25 protein-coding genes, 1 riboswitch and 1 other annotated feature are annotated in these 23,197 nt (G+C 41.5%); of the genes, 16 read left to right on the top strand and 9 right to left on the bottom strand.

The features are described from left to right. The first annotated feature begins 18 nt into the window (after nucleotides 1–18). The gene (locus tag ACZ5B7_RS24580; RefSeq protein ID WP_464491307.1) at nucleotides 19–492 is read left to right on the top strand and encodes an S-ribosylhomocysteine lyase; all 474 of its coding nucleotides are present in this window, start codon (nucleotides 19–21) and stop codon (nucleotides 490–492) included. Between the two features lie 37 nt (nucleotides 493–529). On the opposite strand, the gene ytzI is transcribed toward ACZ5B7_RS24580, so the two are convergent. Both ytzI and ACZ5B7_RS24570 read right to left on the bottom strand, forming a co-directional pair. After that, the gene (gene ytzI, locus ACZ5B7_RS24575; protein ID WP_423799368.1) at nucleotides 530–697 is read right to left on the bottom strand and encodes a YtzI protein; all 168 of its coding nucleotides are present in this window, start codon (nucleotides 695–697) and stop codon (nucleotides 530–532) included. Between the two features lie 107 nt (nucleotides 698–804). After that, the gene (locus ACZ5B7_RS24570) at nucleotides 805–1,062 is read right to left on the bottom strand and encodes a DUF6154 family protein (RefSeq protein ID WP_213119825.1); all 258 of its coding nucleotides are present in this window, start codon (nucleotides 1,060–1,062) and stop codon (nucleotides 805–807) included. A 221-nt stretch (nucleotides 1,063–1,283) separates the two neighbouring features. On the opposite strand from ACZ5B7_RS24570, the gene ACZ5B7_RS24565 reads away from it, so the two are divergent. Then, nucleotides 1,284–1,607: a hydrolase gene (locus ACZ5B7_RS24565; RefSeq protein ID WP_464491306.1), complete on the top strand. Its 324-nt coding sequence runs from the start codon at nucleotides 1,284–1,286 to the stop codon at nucleotides 1,605–1,607. Nucleotides 1,608–1,688: 81 nt separating this feature from the next. Further along, nucleotides 1,689–2,168, top strand: coding sequence for an RNA deprotection pyrophosphohydrolase (gene ytkD / locus ACZ5B7_RS24560; protein WP_464491305.1), 480 nt, complete (start codon nucleotides 1,689–1,691; stop codon nucleotides 2,166–2,168). Between the two features lie 22 nt (nucleotides 2,169–2,190). On the opposite strand, the gene ACZ5B7_RS24555 is transcribed toward ytkD, so the two are convergent. Genes ACZ5B7_RS24555 through ACZ5B7_RS24545 form a run of 3 tightly spaced genes read right to left on the bottom strand, consistent with a single transcriptional unit; the run spans nucleotide 2,191 to nucleotide 4,792 of the window. Further along, nucleotides 2,191–2,997, bottom strand: a complete 807-nt coding sequence (locus tag ACZ5B7_RS24555) for an ABC transporter permease (RefSeq protein ID WP_378584374.1) — start codon at nucleotides 2,995–2,997, stop codon at nucleotides 2,191–2,193. After that, the gene (locus ACZ5B7_RS24550) at nucleotides 2,978–3,754 is read right to left on the bottom strand and encodes an ABC transporter ATP-binding protein (RefSeq protein WP_464491304.1); all 777 of its coding nucleotides are present in this window, start codon (nucleotides 3,752–3,754) and stop codon (nucleotides 2,978–2,980) included. Before ACZ5B7_RS24550 ends, ACZ5B7_RS24555 begins: the two co-directional genes overlap by 20 nt. Nucleotides 3,755–3,775: 21 nt before the next feature. After that, the gene (locus ACZ5B7_RS24545; RefSeq protein ID WP_464491303.1) at nucleotides 3,776–4,792 is read right to left on the bottom strand and encodes an ABC transporter substrate-binding protein; all 1,017 of its coding nucleotides are present in this window, start codon (nucleotides 4,790–4,792) and stop codon (nucleotides 3,776–3,778) included. 747 nt (nucleotides 4,793–5,539) lie between these two features. Between ACZ5B7_RS24545 and ACZ5B7_RS24540 the strand changes: the two genes are divergently transcribed. From ACZ5B7_RS24540 to ACZ5B7_RS24525, 4 genes are all read left to right on the top strand, one after another. Beyond that, a complete protein-coding gene (locus tag ACZ5B7_RS24540) occupies nucleotides 5,540–6,328 on the top strand; it encodes an alpha/beta hydrolase family protein (protein WP_464491302.1) in 789 nt (262 codons plus the stop codon). Between the two features lie 41 nt (nucleotides 6,329–6,369). Beyond that, nucleotides 6,370–6,612, top strand: a complete 243-nt coding sequence (locus tag ACZ5B7_RS24535) for a DUF2584 domain-containing protein (RefSeq protein WP_213144537.1) — start codon at nucleotides 6,370–6,372, stop codon at nucleotides 6,610–6,612. 99 nt (nucleotides 6,613–6,711) lie between these two features. Beyond that, complete coding sequence (locus tag ACZ5B7_RS24530) at nucleotides 6,712–7,236, top strand: RNA polymerase sigma factor (RefSeq protein ID WP_464491301.1); 525 nt, start codon at nucleotides 6,712–6,714, stop codon at nucleotides 7,234–7,236. Beyond that, nucleotides 7,217–8,167, top strand: a complete 951-nt coding sequence (locus ACZ5B7_RS24525) for a hypothetical protein (protein WP_464491300.1) — start codon at nucleotides 7,217–7,219, stop codon at nucleotides 8,165–8,167. The genes ACZ5B7_RS24530 and ACZ5B7_RS24525 overlap by 20 nt, the downstream gene beginning before the upstream one ends. 45 nt (nucleotides 8,168–8,212) lie before the next feature. Here ACZ5B7_RS24525 and pckA read toward each other — a convergent pair whose 3' ends face one another. Further along, the gene (gene pckA / locus ACZ5B7_RS24520; RefSeq protein WP_464491299.1) at nucleotides 8,213–9,799 is read right to left on the bottom strand and encodes a phosphoenolpyruvate carboxykinase (ATP); all 1,587 of its coding nucleotides are present in this window, start codon (nucleotides 9,797–9,799) and stop codon (nucleotides 8,213–8,215) included. A gap of 263 nt (nucleotides 9,800–10,062) precedes the next feature. Then, nucleotides 10,063–10,196, top strand: a riboswitch (SAM riboswitch). Between the two features lie 265 nt (nucleotides 10,197–10,461). Between pckA and metK the strand changes: the two genes are divergently transcribed. Then, nucleotides 10,462–11,664 (top strand): methionine adenosyltransferase, encoded by a 1,203-nt coding sequence (metK, locus tag ACZ5B7_RS24515; RefSeq protein ID WP_464491298.1) that lies wholly within the window; start codon nucleotides 10,462–10,464, stop codon nucleotides 11,662–11,664. A gap of 232 nt (nucleotides 11,665–11,896) precedes the next feature. Then, a complete protein-coding gene (gene asnB, locus ACZ5B7_RS24510; RefSeq protein ID WP_464491297.1) occupies nucleotides 11,897–13,795 on the top strand; it encodes an asparagine synthase (glutamine-hydrolyzing) in 1,899 nt (632 codons plus the stop codon). A 24-nt stretch (nucleotides 13,796–13,819) separates the two neighbouring features. Here asnB and ACZ5B7_RS24505 read toward each other — a convergent pair whose 3' ends face one another. After that, a complete protein-coding gene (locus ACZ5B7_RS24505) occupies nucleotides 13,820–14,344 on the bottom strand; it encodes a gamma carbonic anhydrase (RefSeq protein WP_464494563.1) in 525 nt (174 codons plus the stop codon). A gap of 153 nt (nucleotides 14,345–14,497) precedes the next feature. Between ACZ5B7_RS24505 and ACZ5B7_RS24500 the strand changes: the two genes are divergently transcribed. Both ACZ5B7_RS24500 and ACZ5B7_RS24495 read left to right on the top strand, forming a co-directional pair. Next, entirely contained in the window at nucleotides 14,498–15,301 is an 804-nt protein-coding gene (locus ACZ5B7_RS24500) for an alpha/beta hydrolase (protein WP_464491296.1), read from the top strand. A gap of 17 nt (nucleotides 15,302–15,318) precedes the next feature. Beyond that, nucleotides 15,319–16,404 carry a tetraprenyl-beta-curcumene synthase family protein gene (locus tag ACZ5B7_RS24495; RefSeq protein ID WP_464491295.1) on the top strand — a complete coding sequence of 362 codons (1,086 nt, stop codon included), beginning with the start codon at nucleotides 15,319–15,321 and terminating at the stop codon, nucleotides 16,402–16,404. Nucleotides 16,405–16,436: 32 nt separating this feature from the next. On the opposite strand, the gene mnmM is transcribed toward ACZ5B7_RS24495, so the two are convergent. Together mnmM and mnmL are read right to left on the bottom strand one after the other, a co-directional pair. Continuing rightward, entirely contained in the window at nucleotides 16,437–17,009 is a 573-nt protein-coding gene (gene mnmM, locus ACZ5B7_RS24490) for a tRNA 5-(aminomethyl)-2-thiouridylate-methyltransferase MnmM (protein ID WP_464491294.1), read from the bottom strand. Beyond that, a complete protein-coding gene (gene mnmL / locus ACZ5B7_RS24485; protein ID WP_464491293.1) occupies nucleotides 17,006–17,968 on the bottom strand; it encodes a tRNA modification radical SAM protein MnmL/YtqA in 963 nt (320 codons plus the stop codon). The genes mnmM and mnmL overlap by 4 nt, the downstream gene beginning before the upstream one ends. 200 nt (nucleotides 17,969–18,168) lie before the next feature. Here mnmL and ACZ5B7_RS24480 point away from each other — a divergent pair, with 200 nt between their 5' ends. The 5 genes from ACZ5B7_RS24480 to ACZ5B7_RS24460 all read left to right on the top strand — a co-directional run bounded on the left by ACZ5B7_RS24480 (nucleotide 18,169) and on the right by ACZ5B7_RS24460 (nucleotide 23,176). Then, nucleotides 18,169–18,450 (top strand): YtzC family protein, encoded by a 282-nt coding sequence (locus ACZ5B7_RS24480; RefSeq protein WP_464491292.1) that lies wholly within the window; start codon nucleotides 18,169–18,171, stop codon nucleotides 18,448–18,450. Next, a complete protein-coding gene (locus tag ACZ5B7_RS24475) occupies nucleotides 18,447–18,617 on the top strand; it encodes a glycogen biosynthesis protein GlgD (protein ID WP_464491291.1) in 171 nt (56 codons plus the stop codon). The genes ACZ5B7_RS24480 and ACZ5B7_RS24475 overlap by 4 nt, the downstream gene beginning before the upstream one ends. 192 nt (nucleotides 18,618–18,809) lie before the next feature. Continuing rightward, complete coding sequence (locus ACZ5B7_RS24470; RefSeq protein WP_464491290.1) at nucleotides 18,810–19,997, top strand: MDR family MFS transporter; 1,188 nt, start codon at nucleotides 18,810–18,812, stop codon at nucleotides 19,995–19,997. Between the two features lie 142 nt (nucleotides 19,998–20,139). Beyond that, nucleotides 20,140–20,360: a binding site (T-box leader), on the top strand. A gap of 41 nt (nucleotides 20,361–20,401) precedes the next feature. Then, entirely contained in the window at nucleotides 20,402–22,819 is a 2,418-nt protein-coding gene (leuS, locus tag ACZ5B7_RS24465; RefSeq protein WP_464491289.1) for a leucine--tRNA ligase, read from the top strand. 51 nt (nucleotides 22,820–22,870) lie between these two features. Further along, entirely contained in the window at nucleotides 22,871–23,176 is a 306-nt protein-coding gene (locus ACZ5B7_RS24460; RefSeq protein WP_378584352.1) for a rhodanese-like domain-containing protein, read from the top strand. Nucleotides 23,177–23,197 lie beyond the last annotated feature (21 nt).

Below are 23,197 nucleotides of genomic sequence, written 5' to 3'. Positions count from 1 at the left end.
ATAGAGGAGATGATTAGGATGCCTTCAGTAGAGAGCTTTGATTTAGATCATAATGCCGTGAAAGCTCCTTATGTCAGACACTGTGGTGTCCATAAGGTAGGTTCTGACGGTGTTGTTAATAAATATGATATCCGCTTCTGCCAGCCAAATAAAGAGGCGATGAAGCCGGATGCTATTCATAGTCTTGAGCATATGCTTGCCTATACTATCCGCAAGCATGCAGAGAAGTATGACCACTTTGATATAATTGATATTTCTCCAATGGGCTGCCAAACGGGTTTTTATCTAGTCGTCAGCGGAGAGCCGACAGTGGAGGAAGTCATTGACCTTCTTGAGGATACCATGAAGGATGCTTTGGAACTTACCGAGGTTCCTGCGGGAAATGAAAGGCAGTGCGGTCAGGCAAAGATGCATACTTTAGAAGGGGCAAAGCGCCTAATGCGCTATTGGCTTGAGCAGGACAAGGAAGAGCTAAAGCAGATATTTGCATAAAAGAAAAAATTCCTATTCAGCAAGAATAGGAATTTTTTTATGCGTTCTTTGGCTCATCATCTTTTTCATTTGCATCGTTTAAATGTGGATTGTTTTCCAACGGGTCAACCGTATGCTTGTAGGTGTATGCTTTTGATGTTGTAATGACTGCTAAGAAAAGAACGACAAAAACAATAATGATTGATACGATCATCACAATAGACAAAGATTTCTCCCCCTTTTTACCCTCTATTGTAACATGTTTTTTATTTTTTAGTTGTAAATAAAAAGGAAACTGATGAATTCAGCTTCCTTTTTGCCATTATGTAGAAATCAATGAATATTTCGAGGATAGTAAGTATGAGTCCGCTGTCCGCCGTATTGTTCCTGAGCAAACTTCCCCTTTAAGCTTTCAATGAGGTAAAGCCCCATCAAATCGTATAGTTCCTGCTTATCCATGTCATGAATTAAAGCAATCAAGTCCTCGTGTGACATTTCTTCTAAAAAAGCAAAGGCAAGCATATCAATGTCCTCTTCATCGCCGGTCAGTTTGTTCCGGTACATTTCATACAATTCATCGACAAGTTTCATTTCCAGCACCTCCTATGTGCATTCAAAAATTTTCTTCTTACTTAATCCATTCCCATTCAAAGCTAAAAAAATCCATATTTCCAATTGTTTAAATTAACAGAAAACTCTGTCATTTTTTATTAGGATTATTATAACGTATTCATTTATAAAAAATAAATCGAATTTTGTAATCGAATAAATTTTTTATTTTTGTGGATTACTAAAGATTAAAAGGGGATGAAATGATGAGTGAACAAAAGAAAACCTATTATATAGATATTGGAACAGGTGAGATTTCACAAAGTGCGACTTCGTCAACTTGGAGCTATCAAATTCAAGCGAATGATGAAGAAATTACTCAGCTGCGTGAGTTATTCGATCAAAATTATTCGACAGAGTGGAAGAACTTTTTTCGAGCACATACACCATATGTTCAGTATCATTATGACCGTGAGAATGATGATTATGACAACACCATGCAGCAAATTTACGGAATGATTCATAAGCTCGGTGACGAGGACGCAAAAAAGCATATTGAAAGCATGAACATCTTACCCAACTCATAAACAATGAAAGGAAAATCCCTGCCTTTAGGATTTTCCTTTTTTCATTTATACTTAAATCAAAAAATAAAGCGGGGAAGAGGTATGATTCAGTTTTTGGATGATCATGGAAATACCGTGGAAATGGCTTTTAAGAAAGACGCCTTTTCAGATGAAGTAAAACATGTTCTTGTCATAAGTCAGTTTGGTGATGAGTGGATTTTAACGAACCATAAAAAAAGAGGACTCGAATTTCCAGGCGGCAAAAGGGAACCGGGCGAAACTTTGGAGGAAGCAGCTAAACGTGAAGCATATGAAGAAGCCGGAATATTTTTTTCAGATTTAATGTATCTGGCTGAGTATAAGGTGTATGAGGAAAATGGTTCATTTGTTAAAGCTGTTTTCTGGGGGAAAGTCAAAAGGATGGAGGAGACTGGCAGCTATCATGAGACATACGGACCTGTCAGGATCAAAGGAGACCTCCTTAAGAAGCGGTATGGTAAGGAATACAGCTTTATCATGAAGGACCAAGTGGTAGAGGAATGCCTGAAATTCATTGAGGCATATAAAAACGAAAAAGAATAGAAGAATGCCCTGATGCAATCCCCTATTCTTTGATAAGTTTTTTTTCAAGAAAATCAACAAGCTGATACATAATCGTGGCGAACACGGCAATAACCAATAGTGATAAAAAGACAAGGGTAAAATTAAAGACCTGGAAACCGTAAATAATCATATAGCCAAGCCCTTTAGAGGAAACGAGGAATTCCCCTACAATGACGCCAACCCATGAAAGTCCGACATTGACCTTTAAGGTAGAAATGATAGTTGGAAAGCAGGCGGGAATAATGGCTTCCTTAAAGCATTGAAATCTGGTCGCTCCAAAGGTTTGCAGCACTTTTAAATAATTGGGATCTACTTCTTTAAAGGCTGTGTATACAACGATGGTTGTGATGATGACAGAAATAATTGCACCCATCGCGATGATGGACGGGTACCCTGGGCTCAAAGCAACGATTAGTACGGGCCCAAGCGCCACTTTTGGCATCGCATTTAGGATAACTAGATAAGGGTCAAGGATTTTGGAAACCATCGGTGACCACCATAGGATTGCGGCCAGCAGCACACCAAGAAAGGTTCCCAAGATAAAACCAAATACCGTTTCAGTTAAGGTCACTCCCAAATTCGTTAACAGTGAACCATCCTGTAATTTATTAATAAACAGAATCCAAATTTTCGATGGAGAGCTGAAAATAAGCGGGTCAATCCACTGTTTTGCGCTAAAAAGCTCCCAGCTTGAGAAAAAGACCAGGAAAATGATGGCTTGGTAAAACCGTATCCACCTTTTTTCAACCTTTAATGAGCGAATATAATTTTTATGGAGGAGTTCCACCTTATCCGTTTCCTTGTTCAAGAGACTCCAACTCCTTCCATATCGTTTGAAATAAACTTGGATATGCTTCATGGTTTCTGGCATTAAATGGGGATAATGTTTTCAGTTCCTCAGGCATTTCAAACGTTTTGTGAATTCTTCCGGGGCGAGATGACAGTAAGTAAACACGGTCACTCATGGCAATGGCTTCCCCGATATCATGTGTGACCAAAATAGCTGTCTTTCCAAACTCATCCAATGTTTGCGAAACAAGATCCTCAAGCTTAAGCTTCGTTTGATAATCGAGTGCGGAAAAAGGCTCATCAAGCATCAAAAGCTTTGGCTCAGTTGCCAGCGTCCTTACAAGGGCAACTCGCTGCCTCATGCCGCCGGACAGTTGTTTTGGCAGTTGCTTTTCAACATCGCCCAAACCCATTTGCTGGAGCAGGCTTAATGCGGCTGACTTGTTTTTTTCAGTCAGCTGTTTTGATAATTTAAGGCCTAAAAGGATATTTTCTTCGATTGTTTTCCAAGGAAATAGATAGTCCTGTTGAAGCATGTAGCCAATATCGTTATTTGCGGTGGATACCGGCTTATTTTCAAGCAAAACAGTCCCCTGAGTTGGTTTAATCAAGCTTGAAATAATGGAGAGCAAAGTCGTCTTTCCACAGCCGCTAGGGCCGAGGATGGAGACAAATTCTCCCTCCTCAACCGTAAGCGAAATATCGGAGAGGGCCGTGGTTCTAGAGTCTTTGGTAAAATACGTGTGTTGTATATTTTGAACCTTTAAGAAGCTCATGTGCCGGCCTCCCTTTCGGAGTTATTTTTTCATGACTTGTTCGGCAATCTCTGTATTGACGAGCGTGTCATGTTTTACTTCTTTTGGAAGCTCCCCGGCTTCCTTCATGATGTTTTGCAGATTATTCCATTCTTCTTCATCAAGAATTGGATTAGTGGCAAAGGATCCCTGGCTCTTATAACGATCGACAACAGTTTTCATAATTTCAGGGTTTGTATCAGGGAAGAATGGTTCTACGGCTTTAGCAATTTCCTCAGCACTGTGGGACTGGACCCATTGCTGAGCTTTATAGACTGCTCTTGTGAATTTTTCGATAACGTCCTTGTTATCTTTTATATAGCTCTGTTTAGCCATGAAGGTCGTATACGGAACATGCCCAGATTCCTTTCCGAAGGAGGCAACAATATAACCTTTACCCTCTTTTTCAAAAATGCTGGCAGTTGGTTCAAATAATTGAACAAATTCTCCACTTCCTGAGGCAAAAGCATTGGCGATGTTTGCGAAGTCAATATTTTGGATTAGGTTTAAATCCTGATGCGGGTCAATTCCATGCTTCTTTAACACGAATTCACCAACCATTTGCGGCATGCCGCCTTTACGCTGGCCAAGGAAGGTCGTACCTTTTAATTGATCCCATGAGAAATTGTCAATTTTCTCTCTTGAAACAAGGAAGGTGCCGTCAGTTTGGGTGAGCTGGGCAAAATTGATGACCGGATCGTTTGCCCCTTGAGCATATACGTAAATGGAAGTTTCCGAGCCGACCAGAGCCACATCGGCGCCGCCCGAGATGAGGGCAGTCATTGTCTTGTCACCGCCGGGTGTTGTCGTTAATGTGACATCAAGACCTTCATCCTTGAAGAATCCCTTTGATAAAGCAACATATTGAGGGGCATAGAAGATTGACCTGGTAACTTCTGCAATACGGACCTTTTCCAGTTTCTTCGGTTCTTTAGCGGTATCTTTATTACAAGCAATTAGGGAAAACATAAGTATACTGATGAGGAGAAAGGAGAAACTGATTTTTGACCATTTTTTCATAAAATTAACCTCCTTATCTGGGCTGATTGCCTAGAATATCGTATGAAAAAGAAAAAAATGTGTGAATGCCCAGTTCCAGAATTTTTTTATTTAATGGGGTAGTACCTTAAAAAGGCTAAGTGCCAGTATATTGATTAAACGGTTAGGGATACCCGGTTCGGGTAGTTATGAAAGGTTTATAACGCCCGGACGGTAAAGGTAAATCAGGTTCAGGTAGTTATGAAAGGTTTATAACGCCCGGACGGTAAAGGTAAATCAGGTTCAGGTAGTTATGAAAGGTTTATAACGCCCGAACGATAAAGGGAAACAAGATTCAGGTAGTTATGAACAGTTTATAACGCCCGAACGGAAAAGGTAAATCAGATTCAGGTAGTTATGAAAGGTTTATAACGCCCGAACGGAAAAGGTAAATCAGATTCAGGTAGTTATGAAAGGTTTATAACGCCCGAACGGTAAAGGGAAATCAGGTTCGGGTAGTTATGAAAGGTTTATAACACCCGAACGGTAAAGGGAAATCAGGTTCGGGTAGTTATGAAAGGTTTATAACGCCCAACGGAAAAGGGAAATCAGGTTCGGGTAGTTATGAAAGGTTTATAACACCCGAACGGTAAAGGGAAACAAGGTTTGGGTAGTTATGACGGGTCCATAACTACTGGCTGATCGAAGTAAACACATAAACTCTAGCTATTGAAACATTAAACAAGAGTTAACAAAGGACCCTTAATATACAAAAAGGATTAGACACATATGACCCCATTCAACAGTAAAATAATCGATATTAAACGCTTTCCATCGCCAAACCCTAATGTAGAGTTAAAGGAAATCATTTACCTTTCAAACGGGTTAAGAGTAATAGGGATGCTGGCAGAGCCAAAGAACGAGCCAACGACTGATGGATTTCTTTATTTGCGGGGAGGAATCAAAAACGTCGGAAAAGTTCGGCCAGCACGGATTGCCCAGTTTGCTCAGGAGGGCTTTATTGTTTTTGCCCCCTATTATCGCGGCAATCAGGGGGGGGAAGGGAATGAGGACTTTGCAGGAGAGGACCGTGCGGACGCTTATGCGGCCTACGACCTGCTAAAATCACTTCCTAATGTAAAAAGGATACATATCTTTGGTTTTTCCCGCGGCGGAGTAATGGCGCTTTTGACGGGAATTGAATTCCCAGATGCATCTTCCTTAGTCACCTGGGGCGGTGTCAGTGACATGAGCTTGACCTACTATGAGCGGAAGGATTTACGAAGGATGATGAAACGGGTCATCGGCGGGACACCGGAGAAATTCCCTGACCGATATCAAGATAGAACACCTTTATTCGAGCTTGAAAGGCTGGCTGCCCCCGTCCTGATTATTCACGGTGTAAACGACCAAAATGTATCTGTCGAACACGCCTATCGTCTTGAAAGAAGGCTGCGAAGTCTGGACAAGCCAGTCGAACGCTGGTATTTTGATCATTTCACACATTATTTTCCGCCGGCAATTAACCGAAAAGTAGTGGAAGATTTGACGAAGTGGATGAAAATGCAAAACAAATAATGGTAATATAAAGATATAAATAGCAGAGGAGCGGATATGTTATGGGTATGCCTCTTGAATTAAATACTTTAATCGTCACAAAAGGGAATGAAAAAAGGATTGGAGAAAATCTGTTTGTACTTGTGAAAGAAGGATACAGATTATACCCGATTGAAATCCCTGTGGATGTCAGAAAAACACTGGACACAAACTCAAATGGTACAGCTTTAATAAAAAAAGTTGAATGGGAAAACAGCCGCACAACACTAACATATCAATTAATATCCTTAAACTCAACGAACTAGCAGGTGTTATCACCTGCTTTTTTTCTTTTGGAAAAGTGTAAGATTTGCCAAACAATAGCGTCTTATATAGAGATTAACAAATAGAGAGGGGGGGTAAGGTTGGAAGGGATTCAGCAAATAGAGAAATGGTTTATTCATTATGAGAAGGACGTTACCAATTTTCTTGTTTACTATACCGGAACGACAGATGTTGAGGATTTGGTACAGGAAACTTTTCTCCGTGCACTTCAAGCCTTTTCCCGGTTTAAAAATGAAGCAAGTCCCAAAACCTGGCTTATTTCCATTGCAAGAAATACAGCCATTGATTTATATCGAAAAAAATCAGTATGGCAAAAGCTGAAGGAACGATTAAACCGAGAATCAGCTGATCAAAAAGAACTTCATACTGAAGAGAAAATCTTAAAAAAGCAGGAGTATGCCCGCTTATATGAAGCAATTAACGAATTAAAGCCAAATTATCGGGATGTAATTTTGCTTAAGGGCATTGCCGAGCTTTCTTCACAGGAAACTGGCCACATTCTTGGCTGGTCGGAAAATAAAGTGAATGTTACCTTTTTTAGGGCCATGAAAAAAATAAGTGAGCAATTAAAGGAGGGTGAATATTTTGAGCAATTTATCGGATAAAGAGCTGCTGGAAATGATGGCGGATTTTCCGAAACATGAGCTTTCTACAAAACAGAGAACGGACATGTTAAAAAGGATTGGTGAAGCAGGCACAGTCAAGCCAAGAAAGCCGTTTAACATCCAAAGACTGGGGGCTGTGGCAGCATTGTTCATACTTGCTCTTATTGCCCCGATTTTCTATTTTACGAATACAGCGGAGGAAAAGAATCCCGGCGGCGGCAGTTCCGTTATAACCAAAGCCCAAGAGGGTGATTATTTCGCATTAAAGAATGAAGAGGGGAAACCTATTTATGCAGATAGTAATTTTGGTATCCCAAACAAGGTGAGCCTGCTTGCACCTCAGGACTGGATTGCAAAAGATAAAGGCACCGTTGCTAAGATGATGATTTTTTTATGGGGAAACTATGATTATTCGAAATCTCTCAAGGTCGATGCGGTCCACGTTAAAACAGGAGTCAAAGAGCACCTTGCTGAAACTCCTTTATCTGGAGGAATCTACGGAACGGATGCTCACACTGTAACAACCTTCAAACCATTGCCTTTTTCAGGAGTTTGGAATCTTCAATTCACAGTTGGTGATAAGAAGGTTGGTGCATTTTCCATTTATGTAAAGGAGCCGTATATCACAATTGGCAAATCAACATTAATGATTTCTGCGGAGGATCTTTATACCGGCTTTTATGAACACGAGTTTATTGAAATCGAGGGAAGCAATCTTCCCGATGAAATAGAATTGGAGATATTTCAATTAGAAACCGCTGAGGCATCGAAATTTACTTTTAAGAAGGTTGCAGACTATACAACAACGGATGGAAAGCATATTACGGAGTATGGCGGCGGGTTTACCATCAAAAAAAGCGGTAAATATCGTTTTACTGTTCTCCAGCAATCGGAGGCAGTCGAAGTAAGGAAACCAGTTGACGGGAAATAGAAAAAAGAGGCTGATTTTGGAGGTCAGCCTCTTTTTTTCTACTGTTTAAACGATTGGTCCGCCTTTTTCTTCAATCTCGACGGCAACGTTAGCGAATTTCTTAAAGTTCTCACGGAATTGCTCTGCCAATTCTTTTGCCTTTTTTTCATAAGCATTAGGATCTGCCCATGTTTTCATTGGCTGAAGCACTTCATCAGGGACCCCAGCAATATGGAGCGGGATATTTAGGCCAAAGAATGTATCCCTAACGGTTTCTACGTGATTTAGTTCTCCTTCAAGAGCTGCCTGCACCATTGCTCTTGTATATGAGAGTTTCATACGATTGCCGACGCCGTATTCTCCGCCAGTCCAGCCTGTATTAACCAAAAACACATTAACGTTATGCTCAAGTATTTTTTCTCCTAGCATTTCAGCATAGCGTGTAGCCGGCAGCGGCAGGAATGGTGCACCAAAACAGGTTGAGAAGGTTGCCTGCGGTGAAGTAATGCCACGCTCTGTGCCAGCAAGCTTTGATGTAAATCCGCTTAAGAAATGGTACATTGCTTGTTCCCTTGTTAATTTAGCGATTGGCGGAAGAACACCAAATGCATCTGCAGTTAAAAACACAATGGTATTCGGGTGGCCGGCAATGCTAGGCTGGACAATATTATCAATGGCCTCCATTGGATATGCGGCCCGAGTGTTTTCTGTTAATGTTCCATCATCGTAATCCGGAATTCTCGATTCCTGGTTAATCACAACATTTTCAAGAACGGTCCCGAAACGGATGGCATCAAAGATTTGCGGTTCTTTTTCACGGGATAGATTAATACATTTTGCATAGCAGCCGCCTTCAATATTAAAGACGCCGTTTGATGACCAGCCGTGCTCATCATCGCCGATTAGACGGCGATTAGGGTCAGCGGAAAGAGTTGTTTTTCCAGTTCCGGATAAACCGAAGAATAATGCTACGTCCCCTTCAATGCCGACATTCGCTGAACAGTGCATAGAGAAAATATTGTTTTCAGGCAGTAAATAGTTCATGACAGAGAAAATTGATTTTTTCATTTCCCCCGCATATTCAGTTCCTCCAATTAGAACTACGCGGCGTTCAAATGATATAATAATGAAGGTTTCAGAATTCGTACCGTCGACTGCCGGGTCTGCTTTGAAATTAGGGGCAGAAATTACTGTAAATTCAGCTTCATGAGTCAGAAGTTCATCTTCCGAAGGCCGAATGAACAACTGGTGGGCAAAAAGATTATGCCAAGCAAATTCATTTATGACCTGAATCGGCAGTTGTGATTTCTTATCAGCACCAGCAAAGCCTTTAAATACATAAACTTCTTCTTGCTGTTTTAAGTATTCTAATACCTTATTATAAAGATGATCGAAAGTCTCTTGTGAGATTGGCTGATTTAAAGAACCCCAGGCAATTTTATCTTTGGTTGACTCCTCCAAAACAGTGAATTTGTCTTCTGGAGACCGCCCAGTATATTTTCCTGTTGAAACACGAACCGCTCCGGTGGAAGTGAGTGTCCCTTCTTTTCTGCTGAGGATTTTTTCAACTAGCTGCGGCACAGATAATTGGACTTGGACATTACTTTCATTAAGTAATTCCTTTAATTCATTTGGGATATGAACAGAATTCATTTAATGAACCTTCCTTTTTATGGTTTTTTTAATTTGATATATTAATATTGAATAGTATAACACAATTAAAATAATAGTCTATACTAATTGACGAAATTATGCTGTATTTTATACCTTATTCTAAAGGTGATTAAAAAGTCATGAAAAAAACAGTTTAAGCATATTTTGTATCATACTCCATTGTATATTTTGGTTAATGTTGCTAAAAAATACATTGACATACTTTAAGAATCTGGGGTATGATTTAACCTTGAACGGATACTCTCTTATCCCGAGCTGGTGGAGGGACAGGCCCTATGAAACCCAGCAACCTGCAACTAGGAAAATGTCTATTTTTAGTCGTTTTTCGGGCAAAGGTGCTCAACCTGATGCAAGGCTTGTCCTTGAACGATAAGAGTGAAAGGCACGCAAAATGTTTGCATTCAACCTTTCCTCATGGAAAGGTTTTTTTGTCTATTTGGCAAACACACGTGCTGTTTGAATCGCTTTACTAATCTTCTAAAGAATTTCGGTTGGGTTTTTTCGGTAGTATTTCATAAAAACCTGATGTTTATTTCATACTATTAGGGATGAGTTCCGTATCAAAATGGAGGTTATTTGGAAAGGGTGTTAACCTTTGAAAAAAGCAGCCTCATTATTTCATTATTATAGGAGGAATTCAGATGTCACTAAAACGCCATTTGTTCACTTCTGAATCAGTAACTGAAGGTCATCCTGATAAGATTTGTGACCAGATTTCTGATTCTATTTTAGACGCCATTCTAGCAAAGGATGCAAATGCCCGCGTAGCTGCTGAAACATCAGTAACGACCGGTTTAGTTCTAGTTGCCGGCGAAATCACTACCTCTACATATGTAGATATCCCAAAAATTGTTCGTGAGACGATCAAAGAAATTGGCTACGTTCGTGCGAAATATGGCTTTGATTCGGAAACATGTGCGGTGTTAACCTCGATTGATGAACAGTCTCCTGACATTGCCATGGGTGTCAATCAAGCACTTGAAGCTCGTGAAGGTCAAATGTCAGATAAAGAAATTGAAGCAATTGGTGCAGGTGACCAAGGCTTAATGTTCGGCTTCGCCTGTAACGAAACGAAAGAGCTGATGCCTCTTCCAATATCTTTAGCCCATAAGCTTGCCCGCCGGTTAACTGAGGTTCGTAAAGAGGATATCCTTCCATACCTTCGTCCGGACGGAAAAACACAAGTAACGGTCGAATACGATGAGAACAACAAACCGGTTCGGATTGATACAATTGTTATTTCCACCCAGCACCATCCGGAAATTGGACTAGAGCAAATCCAGCGCAATGTTAAGGAACATGTCATTAATCCGGTTGTACCAAAAGAATTAATCGATGAAAATACAAAATATTTTATAAACCCAACCGGCCGCTTCGTAATCGGCGGACCGCAGGGGGATGCAGGACTGACTGGCCGTAAAATTATCGTGGATACTTACGGAGGCTATGCCCGTCACGGCGGAGGCGCTTTTTCCGGTAAGGACCCGACAAAGGTTGACCGTTCTGCCGCTTATGCTGCACGTTATGTTGCAAAAAATATTGTCGCAGCAGGTTTAGCTGAAAAATGTGAAGTCCAGCTTGCCTATGCTATTGGTGTAGCAAGACCGGTATCGATTTCCATCGATACTTTTGGCACAGGCAAAGTCAGCGAAGGGGTATTGGTTGACTTAGTAAGTAAAAACTTCGACCTGCGCCCTGCAGGAATCATTAAAATGCTGGATTTACGCCGCCCCATCTATAAGCAAACAGCAGCTTACGGACATTTTGGCCGTACGGATGTTGATCTCCCTTGGGAACGCACTGATAAAGCAGATGCATTACGTGAGCAGGCAGAAGGAAAATAATATGGAGTGGGAGTTGCATTAAGGTGTAACTCCCATTTTTCATTAAACGTCTATTTTCTTGTTCAGTGTTTTAAAAATTGGAATAAAATGTTTAAGTAGGACTATTGAAGTGAAAAATGATGATACATGATTTTCCTTTTGTTCACAGTGCCATTTTTGAAAAAAAAGTGGTAGTATTAGAGAGTATGTTTTTACAAAAGGATATTTTGAAATAGAGTAGGTGAGGTACATAATGTGCGGTTTTATCGGTTGTGTACATGACAAAACGCAAAATTATCGTGACGAAGAAAAGCAGCTTTTTAAAAATATGAACGATATTATAACCCATCGTGGACCAGATGATGATGGTTATTATTATGATGATCATATTCAATTTGGTTTCCGCCGGTTAAGTATCATTGATATTGAATCCGGGCACCAGCCGCTAACGTATGAAAACGAAAGATACTGGATTATTTTTAACGGTGAAATTTATAACTATGTCGAGCTTCGTGAAGAGTTGCTCAAAGAAGGACTAACTTTTTCCACAAGCTCTGATACAGAGGTTATCATTGCCCTCTACAGCCATCTAAAAGAAAAAGCAGTTGAACGCTTGCGCGGGATGTTTGCTTTTGTAATCTGGGATAAGCAGGAACAAACACTTTATGGGGCACGAGATCCGTTTGGAATTAAACCATTCTTTTATATGGAGGATGGTGACAGAACCTTCTTTGCTTCTGAGAAAAAGAGCATTTTGCTGGCTCTTAAAAATGATGTGCTGGATTATGATTCATTGCAGCATTATTTAACCTATCAGTTTGTTCCAGAACCTGATACCCTATCTGAAGGAATTAAAAAGCTTGAACCAGGCCATTATTTTACAAAAAAAATCGGCTCGAAGATGGAAATGAACCGCTACTGGAAGGCACATTTTCACCCAGTACTAAAATCGGAAGATGATTTCGTAAAGGAAATCCGTGATATTCTGTTTGATTCGGTTGAAAAGCATATGCGCAGTGATGTTCCGGTTGGTTCCTTCTTATCAGGTGGGATTGACTCTTCCATCATTGCCTCGATTGCAAAGCAATTCCATCCGTCTATTAAAACGTTTTCCGTCGGATTTGAGCACAATGGCTTCAGCGAAATTGATGTTGCCAAGGAAACAGCTGAAAAGCTTGGCGTAGAAAACATCAGTTATATCATTACGCCTGAGGAATATATGAAAGAAGTTCCGAAAATTATTTGGCATATGGATGACCCGCTTGCCGACCCAGCCTGTGTTCCATTATATTTTGTCGCCCGTGAAGCGAGAAAGCATGTTACGGTTGTTCTTTCAGGCGAAGGCGCTGATGAATTGTTTGGCGGCTATAATATTTACCGCGAACCTGGCGATTTGGAGATTTTTAATAAAATTCCTAGAATCGGAAAGGTCCTTTTAAAAGGAATTGCCGATATGCTTCCGGAAGGGATGAAAGGAAAGAGCTTTATTGAACGCGGGGTGACACCGATGGAGCAGCGCTACATTGGTAATGCCAAGATGTTCGACGAAGCGGAAAAACGTGAGCTTTTGAGTGTCTATCGTGAAGGCTTGAACTATACCGATATCACCAAGCCTCTTTATGAGGAATCAAGAGGCTATGATCCGGTTGACCGGATGCAATATATCGATATCCATACTTGGATGCGCGGCGATATTTTGCTAAAGGCTGATAAAATGACAATGGCTCATTCATTGGAACTGCGCGTGCCGTTCTTAGATAAAGCAGTATTTGAAGTGGCCTCGAAAATCCCAACTAGCTTGAAAACAGCTAACGGCACTACCAAGTATGTTTTGCGTAAGGCTGCTGAAGGGGTCGTTCCTGACCATGTTCTAAACAGGAAGAAGCTTGGCTTCCCTGTTCCTATCCGCCATTGGCTAAAGGCTGAGATGAATGATTGGGCAAAAAATATCATTCGTGAAAGCCAGACAGACCATTTAATCAATAAGACGTACCTGTTAAAGCTTCTTGATGACCATTGTCAGGATAAAGCAGACAACAGCCGAAAGATTTGGACTGTTCTTATGTTTATGGTTTGGCATCAGGTGTATGTTGAAGGAGTATATTCCTTTCAAAGCGAGTATAAAAAAGATATAGTATTAGCGAGTAGATAAATGGAAAAGTAAAGGCACCCATCGTTAAGATTGGGTGCCTTTTTGCAGGGATTTATAAAATTGCCCTTTTTCTGCATATTCTCTTGTGATTCTTTCCATTTCCTTAATGTCTTCAGGCGTGATTTCCCTAATAACTTTAGCTGGTCTTCCAAATGCTAATGTATTAGGAGGGATTTTTTTGCCTTGCGGAACAAGACTGCCAGCACCAATAAAGGCACCTTCGCCAATTTCCGCCTGGTCCAAAATAATCGATCCCATTCCAATAAGTGCACCTTTTCGGATGATGCAGCTATGTAATATGACCTGATGGCCAACGGTCACTTCATCCTCTAAAATAAGTGGGTTATTTGGGCTTTGATGCAGGACGGAATTGTCCTGGATGTTTACTTTGTTACCGATTCTTGTCGGCGCTACATCGCCTCTGATAACGGAATTAAACCAGACGCTGGATTCATCGCCGATTTCAACATCTCCTGTAATGGTTACATAATCTGCAATATAGGCAGTGTCGGAAATAACAGGGTATTTATCTTTAAAAGGGTAAATCATCATGCTCGCTCCTTTTTGAATGATAATTCTATTTTAACGAATCAAGACAAGGAATGACAAAAAATATCACAATTAAAAAATTCATTTAGATTCTTATTCGTCTTTCCTATATGGTAAAATACAAAAAATGATAACGTTTTAGGGGGATCAGTTATGTGGAAGTGGGAAGCAGAAGGGGAAGCGAAGGCTGTTATTGTCATGGTTCACGGCGCCATGGAGCACCATCGCCGCTACGGATGGCTGATTGAGATGTGGCGCACGTCCGGCTTTCATGTCATTATGGCCGACCTTCCCGGGCAGGGAATGACAACGCGATCGCGCCGCGGACATATCGATTCCTTTGATGAATACATATTTGAAGTAAAGGATTGGGTTCAAGCAGCCTATCGATATGAATTGCCTGTTTTTTTGCTGGGCCATAGTATGGGCGGATTGATTACTATTCGACTCCTTCAAGAAGAAAGAGTAAACATTGCTGGCGTGATTTTGTCCTCTCCATGTTTAGGCTTGATCAAGCCGCCATCCAAATTGTTAAACTTTCTTTCCTATGCCTTAAATGTGGTTTTTCCGTCCTTTAGAATGAATTCAGGGCTGACAGTACAAATGGCAACGAGGAATGAGGATGTCAGGGAAGCTGATTCGAATGATACTCTTTACGTGACAAAGGTTTCGGTAAGATGGTATCGTGAACTTGCGGATGCTATTAAACAAGCTTTCCTTAACCTCGGAAAAACACGTGATGTCCCTATGCTGGTAATGCAGGGCGGGGATGACAAAATTGTGAATAAAGGCAGCGTGAAAGAATGGTTTAATCATGCGCCATTATCGGAAAAAAGATTTAAAGAATGGCCTAAATGTTACCACGAAATTTTTAATGAACCTGAACGGGAAGAAGTATTTGAATATGCTAAGGATTTTGTTTACAGCCAGTTAAAAGCCATCGGTTATATCGTATAGAATGGGGGGACTTTTCCATGAAGCCAATCACCCTTATGTCGAGGGTTTATCGCAAAATCATTCCGACTGTCCATCAAGAATTGGCGTATTGGAAAAATCGCGCCGAAAAAATTCCTAATCCGGAACTCAGGAAGCAGGCACTTGCCAGCATCGAGCATAAGACATTTCATTGTGAAGGCGGTGCGATAATGGCATTGACCGCAAACGAGCACTTTAAAAAAGCGGTCAAGTTTATTGTCGCCTACCAAACAATTAGCGATTACTTGGACAATCTTTGTGACCGGAGCACATCACTTGATCCAAATGATTTTGCGGCTCTTCATGAATCGATGTCGGATGCCCTAGTATTACATGCGGATCGGAAAAACTATTACCGTCTTCGCGAGGACCAGGATGACGGCGGTTATTTAAATGATTTGTCAGAGAAATGCCGCAGTGTTTTAAGGGAATTGAAACATTATGAATTTATAAAAGAATATCTGCTTGAACTTTGCGAATACTATTGTGATTTGCAAATTCACAAGCATGTAAAAAAGGAAGAACGGGTGCCCAGGCTTGAAAATTGGTTTCAACGCCATCAAAACAGCTTGCCGAAAATGGAATGGTACGAGTTCTCAGCCTGCTCGGGTTCGACATTGGGAATATTTTGTCTAGTGTCTTACGCGATGCGGGATGATTTTACAGCCAGCGATGCTGAAAATATCCGTAATGGCTATTTCCCTTACATACAAGGCTTGCATATTCTTTTGGATTATTTTATTGACCAAGAGGAGGATATGGCCGGAGGCGACCTAAATTTCTGCTTTTATTACGAAAACCAGGAAACCCTGTTTAATCGCTTAAAGCATTTTGTCGTGGAAGCGGACAGGCATACCGAGTTTCTTCCTCACAAAGGATTTCATCAGCTTATTAATCGCGGCTTGCTTGGCATCTATTTATCCGACTCGAAGGTCCGTAAGCAGAGGGATGTCAGGAAGCTTGCCAAAAAAGTCATCAAAGCAGGCGGCTGGATTAGCTATTTCTTTTATTTTAATGGACTAATGTACCGTTCTTTGCAAAAAGCGATGCCATCATTTGTGACTCGGCTGCTTTTAAAAATGTAATAATAAAAAACCAGGCACCCGCCTGGTTTTTGCTATTTTTTTTCAATCGCCACAATAAATGGCGGATTATTTTTTTGATTGATGAATTGATATTGCAGGACATGGGCTATATTTTGGTCCAGGCTGCGGCAGTATTCCAAAAGGGCATCGCGCTCAATCGCGCCTCCTTCATGACCATGGTATATAACAAGAACGATAATTCCTTCAGGAGCCATCAGTTCAAGTAATTGTTCGATCGCGGTGATGGTTGTTCCGGGCCGAGTGACAATCGTTTTGTCGCTGCCAGGCATGTAGCCGAGGTTAAAAACAGCACCCGTAATCTTACTGTGATAAACAGCTGGTATAAGCTCGGCGGATTTTTCATGACCGGCGTGAAAAAGAGTGGCCCTTTCTGACAGCATTTGCTGTTTTAATCGATCTTGAGCAGCCTGGACTGCTTGTTCCTGAACATCAAAACCGAAAACATGGCCGCTTTCTCCAACCAGGTCAGCGAGAAATACAGTATCATGCCCATTCCCTAATGTCGCATCCACAACTATATCCCCTTCGCTAACTGCTTTTTGAAGTAGTTTTCTGGCATAGGGAAGAATTCTTTCCAGTTTCATCGGTCAACAAACTCCTTTTGAAAAAACTTACCTTGCCAGCTGTCCCGTCTTTTTAATTCCGCATCAATACTGTTTAAGACTTCCCACTTATTAACGCTCCACATCGGTCCAACCATTAAATCAATCGGTCCGTCACCGGTAATTCGGTGAACAATCATTTCCGGCGGTAAAATTTCCAATTGGTCACATACTAAGTTTACATAGTCTTCCTTTGATAAAAACTCGAGCATGCCTTTTTCGTATTGCTTTACCATTGGTGTTCCTTTTAACAGATGCAGAAGGTGGATTTTAATGCCCTGCACATCCAACTTTGCGACCTCTCGCGCAGTTTCCATCATCATGTCATAGGTTTCAAGCGGGAGTCCGTTAATAATATGGGTGCAAATTCTAATACCATGCTTTCTTAATTTGGCCATACCATTGACATAACACTGAAAATCATGGGCACGATTGATGAGCCCAGCGGTTCGTTCATGAACAGTCTGCAAGCCAAGCTCAACCCATAGATAAGTTCTTTCATTTAGTTCGGCTAAGTATTCCACAACATCATCAGGAAGGCAGTCAGGCCGTGTTGCAATCGACAAACCTACCACTCCTTCCTGCTTAAGAACCGTTTCGTATTTTTCACGAAGAACCTCGACAGGAGCATGGGTGTTGGTGAATGCTTGGAAGTAGGCCATATATTTGCCGTCTTTCCATTTCGTGTGCATTTTTGTCTTTATACCGTTGAATTGTTTCTCCAAGCTTTCGACCCGGTTTCCGGCAAAATCGCCTGAACCTGCGGCGCTGCAAAACGTACAGCCGCCGTGGGCAACGGTACCGTCACGATTCGGGCAGTCAAAGCCGCCGTCTAAGGCTACTTTAAATACCTTGTGCCCAAATTGCTGGCGCAGGTGATAGTTCCATGTATGGTAACGCTTATCATCAGTTGCATATGGAAAAGGTTTTGTCTGAAGCATTCAGGAAAACTCCTTTATATTTAATTGCATAAATTCAATTTTATCATGAAGGAATTCCTTATCCAACTGTATTAATCACTGCCAGGATTTATCAATTTAATCGTGTAATAGGAAAAAGATTGAGGAACAAAATAAGAAATGAAGCAGTGCGCTTCAATTAGTGATTTTAAGTCGCGCCATATCAAGAAGGGGGTTCTTACATGGCTACTCGCGAATCAATGGAAAACTTAACTCAGCAGGTGGAGGATTGTCTTCGCTGCGCCGAGCAGCAGTATAAGCAAAGCAGTCTTCAGGAGCATTACAATGATAATGATTATACGACGGCGCTGCAAAATCTTGAGCAGACGTATCAGGATATCTGTACGATGGCTCATAGCGCTAATGGACAACAGCGGGAACAGCTGCACAGAATGAGAATGCAGGTTCAGCAGCTGCAAAATAGTTTGATTTTACAAGGGACCCGAGGAGGAGAACAGTTTTGAAAAAACGTTCAAAACAGCAAAACCCTGAACAAAAAACGCGGAACGGAATTAACAATCAGGACATTGAGTTTGGACAAGATACAGACATCATTAAACAAGCTAAAAAGAAGTATGAACAAACTGGCGGGCAGCCTGTAAAATCGAAATTCCACCAGGAAAATAATTAATCTTCATAAATTTGTCAAAATCTCTCAACGTATTGTTGAGGGATTTTTTCCATTTACAAAACCTCAACGAATCAATTTTTTCATAATCTCTTCCATGCGAAAAATGGTAATCGAAAATGATTGCGGTGCTACTAAAAAAGGGATAAAATTACCAAGGATATCGAAATATTTTTTATCAAAGGAGCGTTTTTCATGCCACGTGCCTTATGGCTTTTAATCATTGGGATGGCAGTGAATGTAATAGGCTCTTCTTTTTTATGGCCTTTAAATACAATCTATATTCACGATTATTTAGGTAAGTCCCTATCGGTAGCGGGAATCGTCCTGATGTTAAATGCAGGAGCCACCGTAATCGGAAATCTGTTTGGTGGAAATTTATATGATAAACTAGGCGGTTATAAATCGATTCTGCTGGGAATTGGAATTTCACTTCTAGCCTTGGTGGGATTAACCATCTGGCATAGCTGGCCATCCTACGTTGTCTTTTTAACTATTGTTGGTTTTGGAACAGGTATTATTTTTCCTTCGATGTATGCCATGGCAGGTTCGGTTTGGCGAGAAGGAGGCCGGAAATCCTTTAATGCCCTCTATGTTGCACAAAACCTCGGGGTTGCTGTTGGTACTGCTTTAGGAGGCATTGTTGCCGACTATTCCTTCCAGCTAATCTTCCTAGCTAATACCATCATGTATGTGATCTTTTTATTTATCGCAGTTTTCGGATATAAAGGAATTGTGGTTGACTCAGCTAAGCGTGAAACTAACACCAAAACTGCTCCAACCATAAAAAGCAAAGCCAACCTGCAAGCTTTACTTATTATTAGTACGGGATATTTACTATGCTGGGTTGCGTATGTCCAGTGGACCACAACAATTGCTTCCTATACGCAGGAAATCAACATCACCCTCACACAATATAGCTTGTTATGGACGATAAACGGGGCATTAATCGTATTGGGGCAGCCTGTTTTAAATGGTATTTTAAAACATCTTAGTGCTTCCCTTAAGGTGCAAATTCTGATTGGAATCGCCATCTTTATCATATCATTTATAGTTGCTGGAAATGCGGGGGCTTTTTCCGGCTTCCTAGCCGCAATGATTATTTTAACAATTGGGGAAATGTTCGTTTGGCCGGCGGTGCCAACCTTAGCCTTCGCTCTTGCTCCTAAGGGCCGCGAAGGATTTTATCAAGGCATTGTTAACAGTACAGCAACCGGCGGAAGAATGATTGGACCACTCCTTGGCGGCGTCATTGTTGATTTGTACAGCATGTCTGCTTTATTCACAATTTTAATCGGATTATTTATCATCGCGATTGTTACCACGCTAATATATGACCGTCATTTGAAAACACAAGAGCAGGTGACGGCAAAAGCGTTATAAATACTTTACGCAACCAAAACCACAGCTGATTGACTGTGGTTTTTAATGTTTAAAATCAAGTATCCCTGTCAACCATGAAAATAGGCTCAAGTTTACTTGCATACTGTTAGAAAATTTAATACAATTACGTTATATTTATATTTTAATAACAGTGAGTAGGAGTAGTAGTGATTTAAGTCCCGTATTTAGAGAGTTGACGGCAGGTGCAAGTCAACCGGGAGGGTCATGAACTCGCCTAGGAGTTGCAGGCATGAATGAAAAGTAATGTTTGCCGTTTTCCGCGTTAAGGATTAATGAAGCGAGTGCATTGCACTAATGTGGGTGGTACCGCGGGAAGATACATACAGTCCTCTCGTCCCTGTTGGGGATGAGAGGTTTTTTATTTTTTAAGGAGGATTACAGATATGAGTTTCGATCATCAACAAATCGAAAAGAAGTGGCAAAAGAAATGGGAAGAAGAAAAAACATTTAAAACAAGCGAAGAGCCGGGCAAACGGAAATTCTACGCTTTAGATATGTTCCCATATCCGTCAGGGGCCGGACTGCATGTGGGGCATCCGGAAGGTTATACTGCAACGGATATCCTTTCACGGATGAAACGGATGCAGGGCTATAATGTCCTTCACCCAATGGGCTGGGATGCATTCGGGCTGCCTGCTGAACAATACGCTCTAGATACAGGCAATGACCCTGCTGAATTTACTGCGAAAAACATTGACACATTTCGCAGACAAATTAAATCTCTTGGTTTTTCCTATGACTGGGATCGCGAAGTCAATACGACTGACCCTGAGTACTACAAATGGACACAATGGATTTTCTTGAAGCTATGGGAAAAAGGTCTCGCCTATGTTGATGAGGTACCGGTCAACTGGTGTCCAGCGCTTGGAACTGTTTTAGCCAACGAAGAAGTCATTGATGGAAAAAGTGAACGCGGAGGCCATCCGGTTGAACGCCGTCCAATGAGACAGTGGATTTTAAAAATTACAGCTTATGCCGATCGTCTACTTGAAGATCTAGAAGAACTGGACTGGCCGGAAAGCTTGAAGGAAATGCAGCGGAACTGGATTGGCCGTTCCGAGGGTGCGGAAGTGACTTTCCAAATCGATGGACACAATGAAACCTTCACGGTATTTACGACCCGCCCTGATACACTATTTGGTGCCACTTATGCTGTGCTTGCTCCAGAGCATGCTTTGGTGGATAAAATTACAACTGCTGAGCAGCGGGAGGCGGTTGACGCTTATTTAGATAAAGTAAAATCAAAGAGTGACCTCGAGCGTACCGACCTTGCAAAGGAAAAAACAGGGGTATTCACGGGCGCCTACGCCATCAATCCTACTAACGGCGAGAAAATGCCAATCTGGATTGCCGATTATGTATTAGTCAGCTACGGTACCGGTGCGATTATGGCCGTTCCTGCACACGATGAACGCGACTATGAATTTGCGAGAAAATTTGAACTGCCAATTAAGGAAGTTGTTGCCGGCGGAGATGTCGAGAAAGAAGCCTATACCGGTGATGGCGAACACGTCAATTCCGATTTCTTAAATGGTCTAAACAAAGTAGATGCGATTAAAAAAATGATTTCCTGGCTTGAGGAAAAGGGCATTGGTACGAAGAAGGTAACCTTCCGTCTCCGCGACTGGCTGTTTAGCCGCCAGCGTTATTGGGGTGAACCGATTCCAATTATTCAATGGGAAGACGGCACCATGACAGCCGTACCTGAAGAAGAGCTTCCATTAATGCTGCCAAAAACAACCGAAATCAGACCGTCCGGGACAGGTGAATCACCGCTAGCCAATATTAAGGATTGGGTAAATGTGGTTGACCCTGTTACAGGCAAAAAGGGCCGCCGTGAAACCAACACGATGCCGCAGTGGGCTGGCAGCTGCTGGTACTTCTTGCGCTATATTGATCCGAACAATAAGGAAGCATTAGCTTCACCGGAAAAATTAAAGCAATGGCTTCCAGTTGATATTTATGTTGGCGGTGCAGAGCATGCCGTACTTCATTTGCTATATTCACGTTTCTGGCATAAATTCTTGTATGATATCGGCGTTGTGTCAACTAAGGAACCATTCCAAAAGCTGTTTAACCAAGGAATGATTCTTGGTGAAAACAATGAGAAAATGAGTAAATCAAAAGGCAACGTCGTCAATCCGGATGACATCGTCAATACCCACGGTGCAGATACGCTGCGCCTATATGAAATGTTTATGGGACCGCTTGATGCTTCAATCGCTTGGTCCACAAACGGCTTAGATGGATCCCGCCGCTTCCTCGACCGTATCTGGCGTTTGCTGGTAGAGGAAAACGGTGAATTGAATCCAAAAATTCAGCCGAACGAAGAGGCTTCCAATCTGGAAAAAGCCTACCATCAAACCGTAAAGAAAGTAACTGAGGATTACGAAGGAATGCGCTTCAACACTGCCATTTCTCAGATGATGGTATTCATTAATGAAGCATATAAAGCAACTGTTCTTCCAAAGCATTTCATCGAAGGCTTTGTTAAGCTTCTTTCACCAGTGGCACCGCATATTGCTGAGGAACTTTGGGAAAAACTAGGGCATAATGATACAATTTCCTATGAAGCTTGGCCTGCATATGATGAAGCAAAGCTAGTGGATAACGAAGTTGAAATCGTGATTCAGGTCAACGGCAAAGTAAAAGCGAAGCTATTGGTTCCGACTGATGCAAGTAAAGAAGCACTTGAAGGAATTGCAATGGATGATGACCGGGTTAAGGAACAAATCGAAGGGAAAACTGTTCGCAAAGTGATTACTGTTCCAGGAAAACTTGTAAACATTGTCGCTAACTAATATTATAGGAGGCTGTCCTTGGGGCAGCCTCTTTTGAAGGGGATGGATAAAATGGAAGAAATCAAAACAATCACTACTGAGGAATTGAAAAAGAAGCTTGAAGCAGGAGAAAAACCTGAAATGGTGGATGTCAGGGAAGACCACGAGGTTGCTATGGGCATGATTCCAGGTGCCAAGCATATCAAAATGGGCGATATCCCGATACATCTCGATTATTTTGATAAAGACAAAGAATATATATTTATCTGCCGTTCCAGCGGCCGCAGCGGTAATGTCTGCCATTACCTGCAGGAGCAAGGATATAAGGTCCGCAACATGGTCGGCGGCATGCTTGAGTGGACGGGTGAAACAGAATAACCGATTCCTTTTTGGAATCGG

Source organism: Neobacillus sp. S1115, assembly GCF_055385565.1.
Note: the sequence above shows the minus strand (reverse complement) of the source record. Positions and strands in the feature narration are given on the sequence as shown.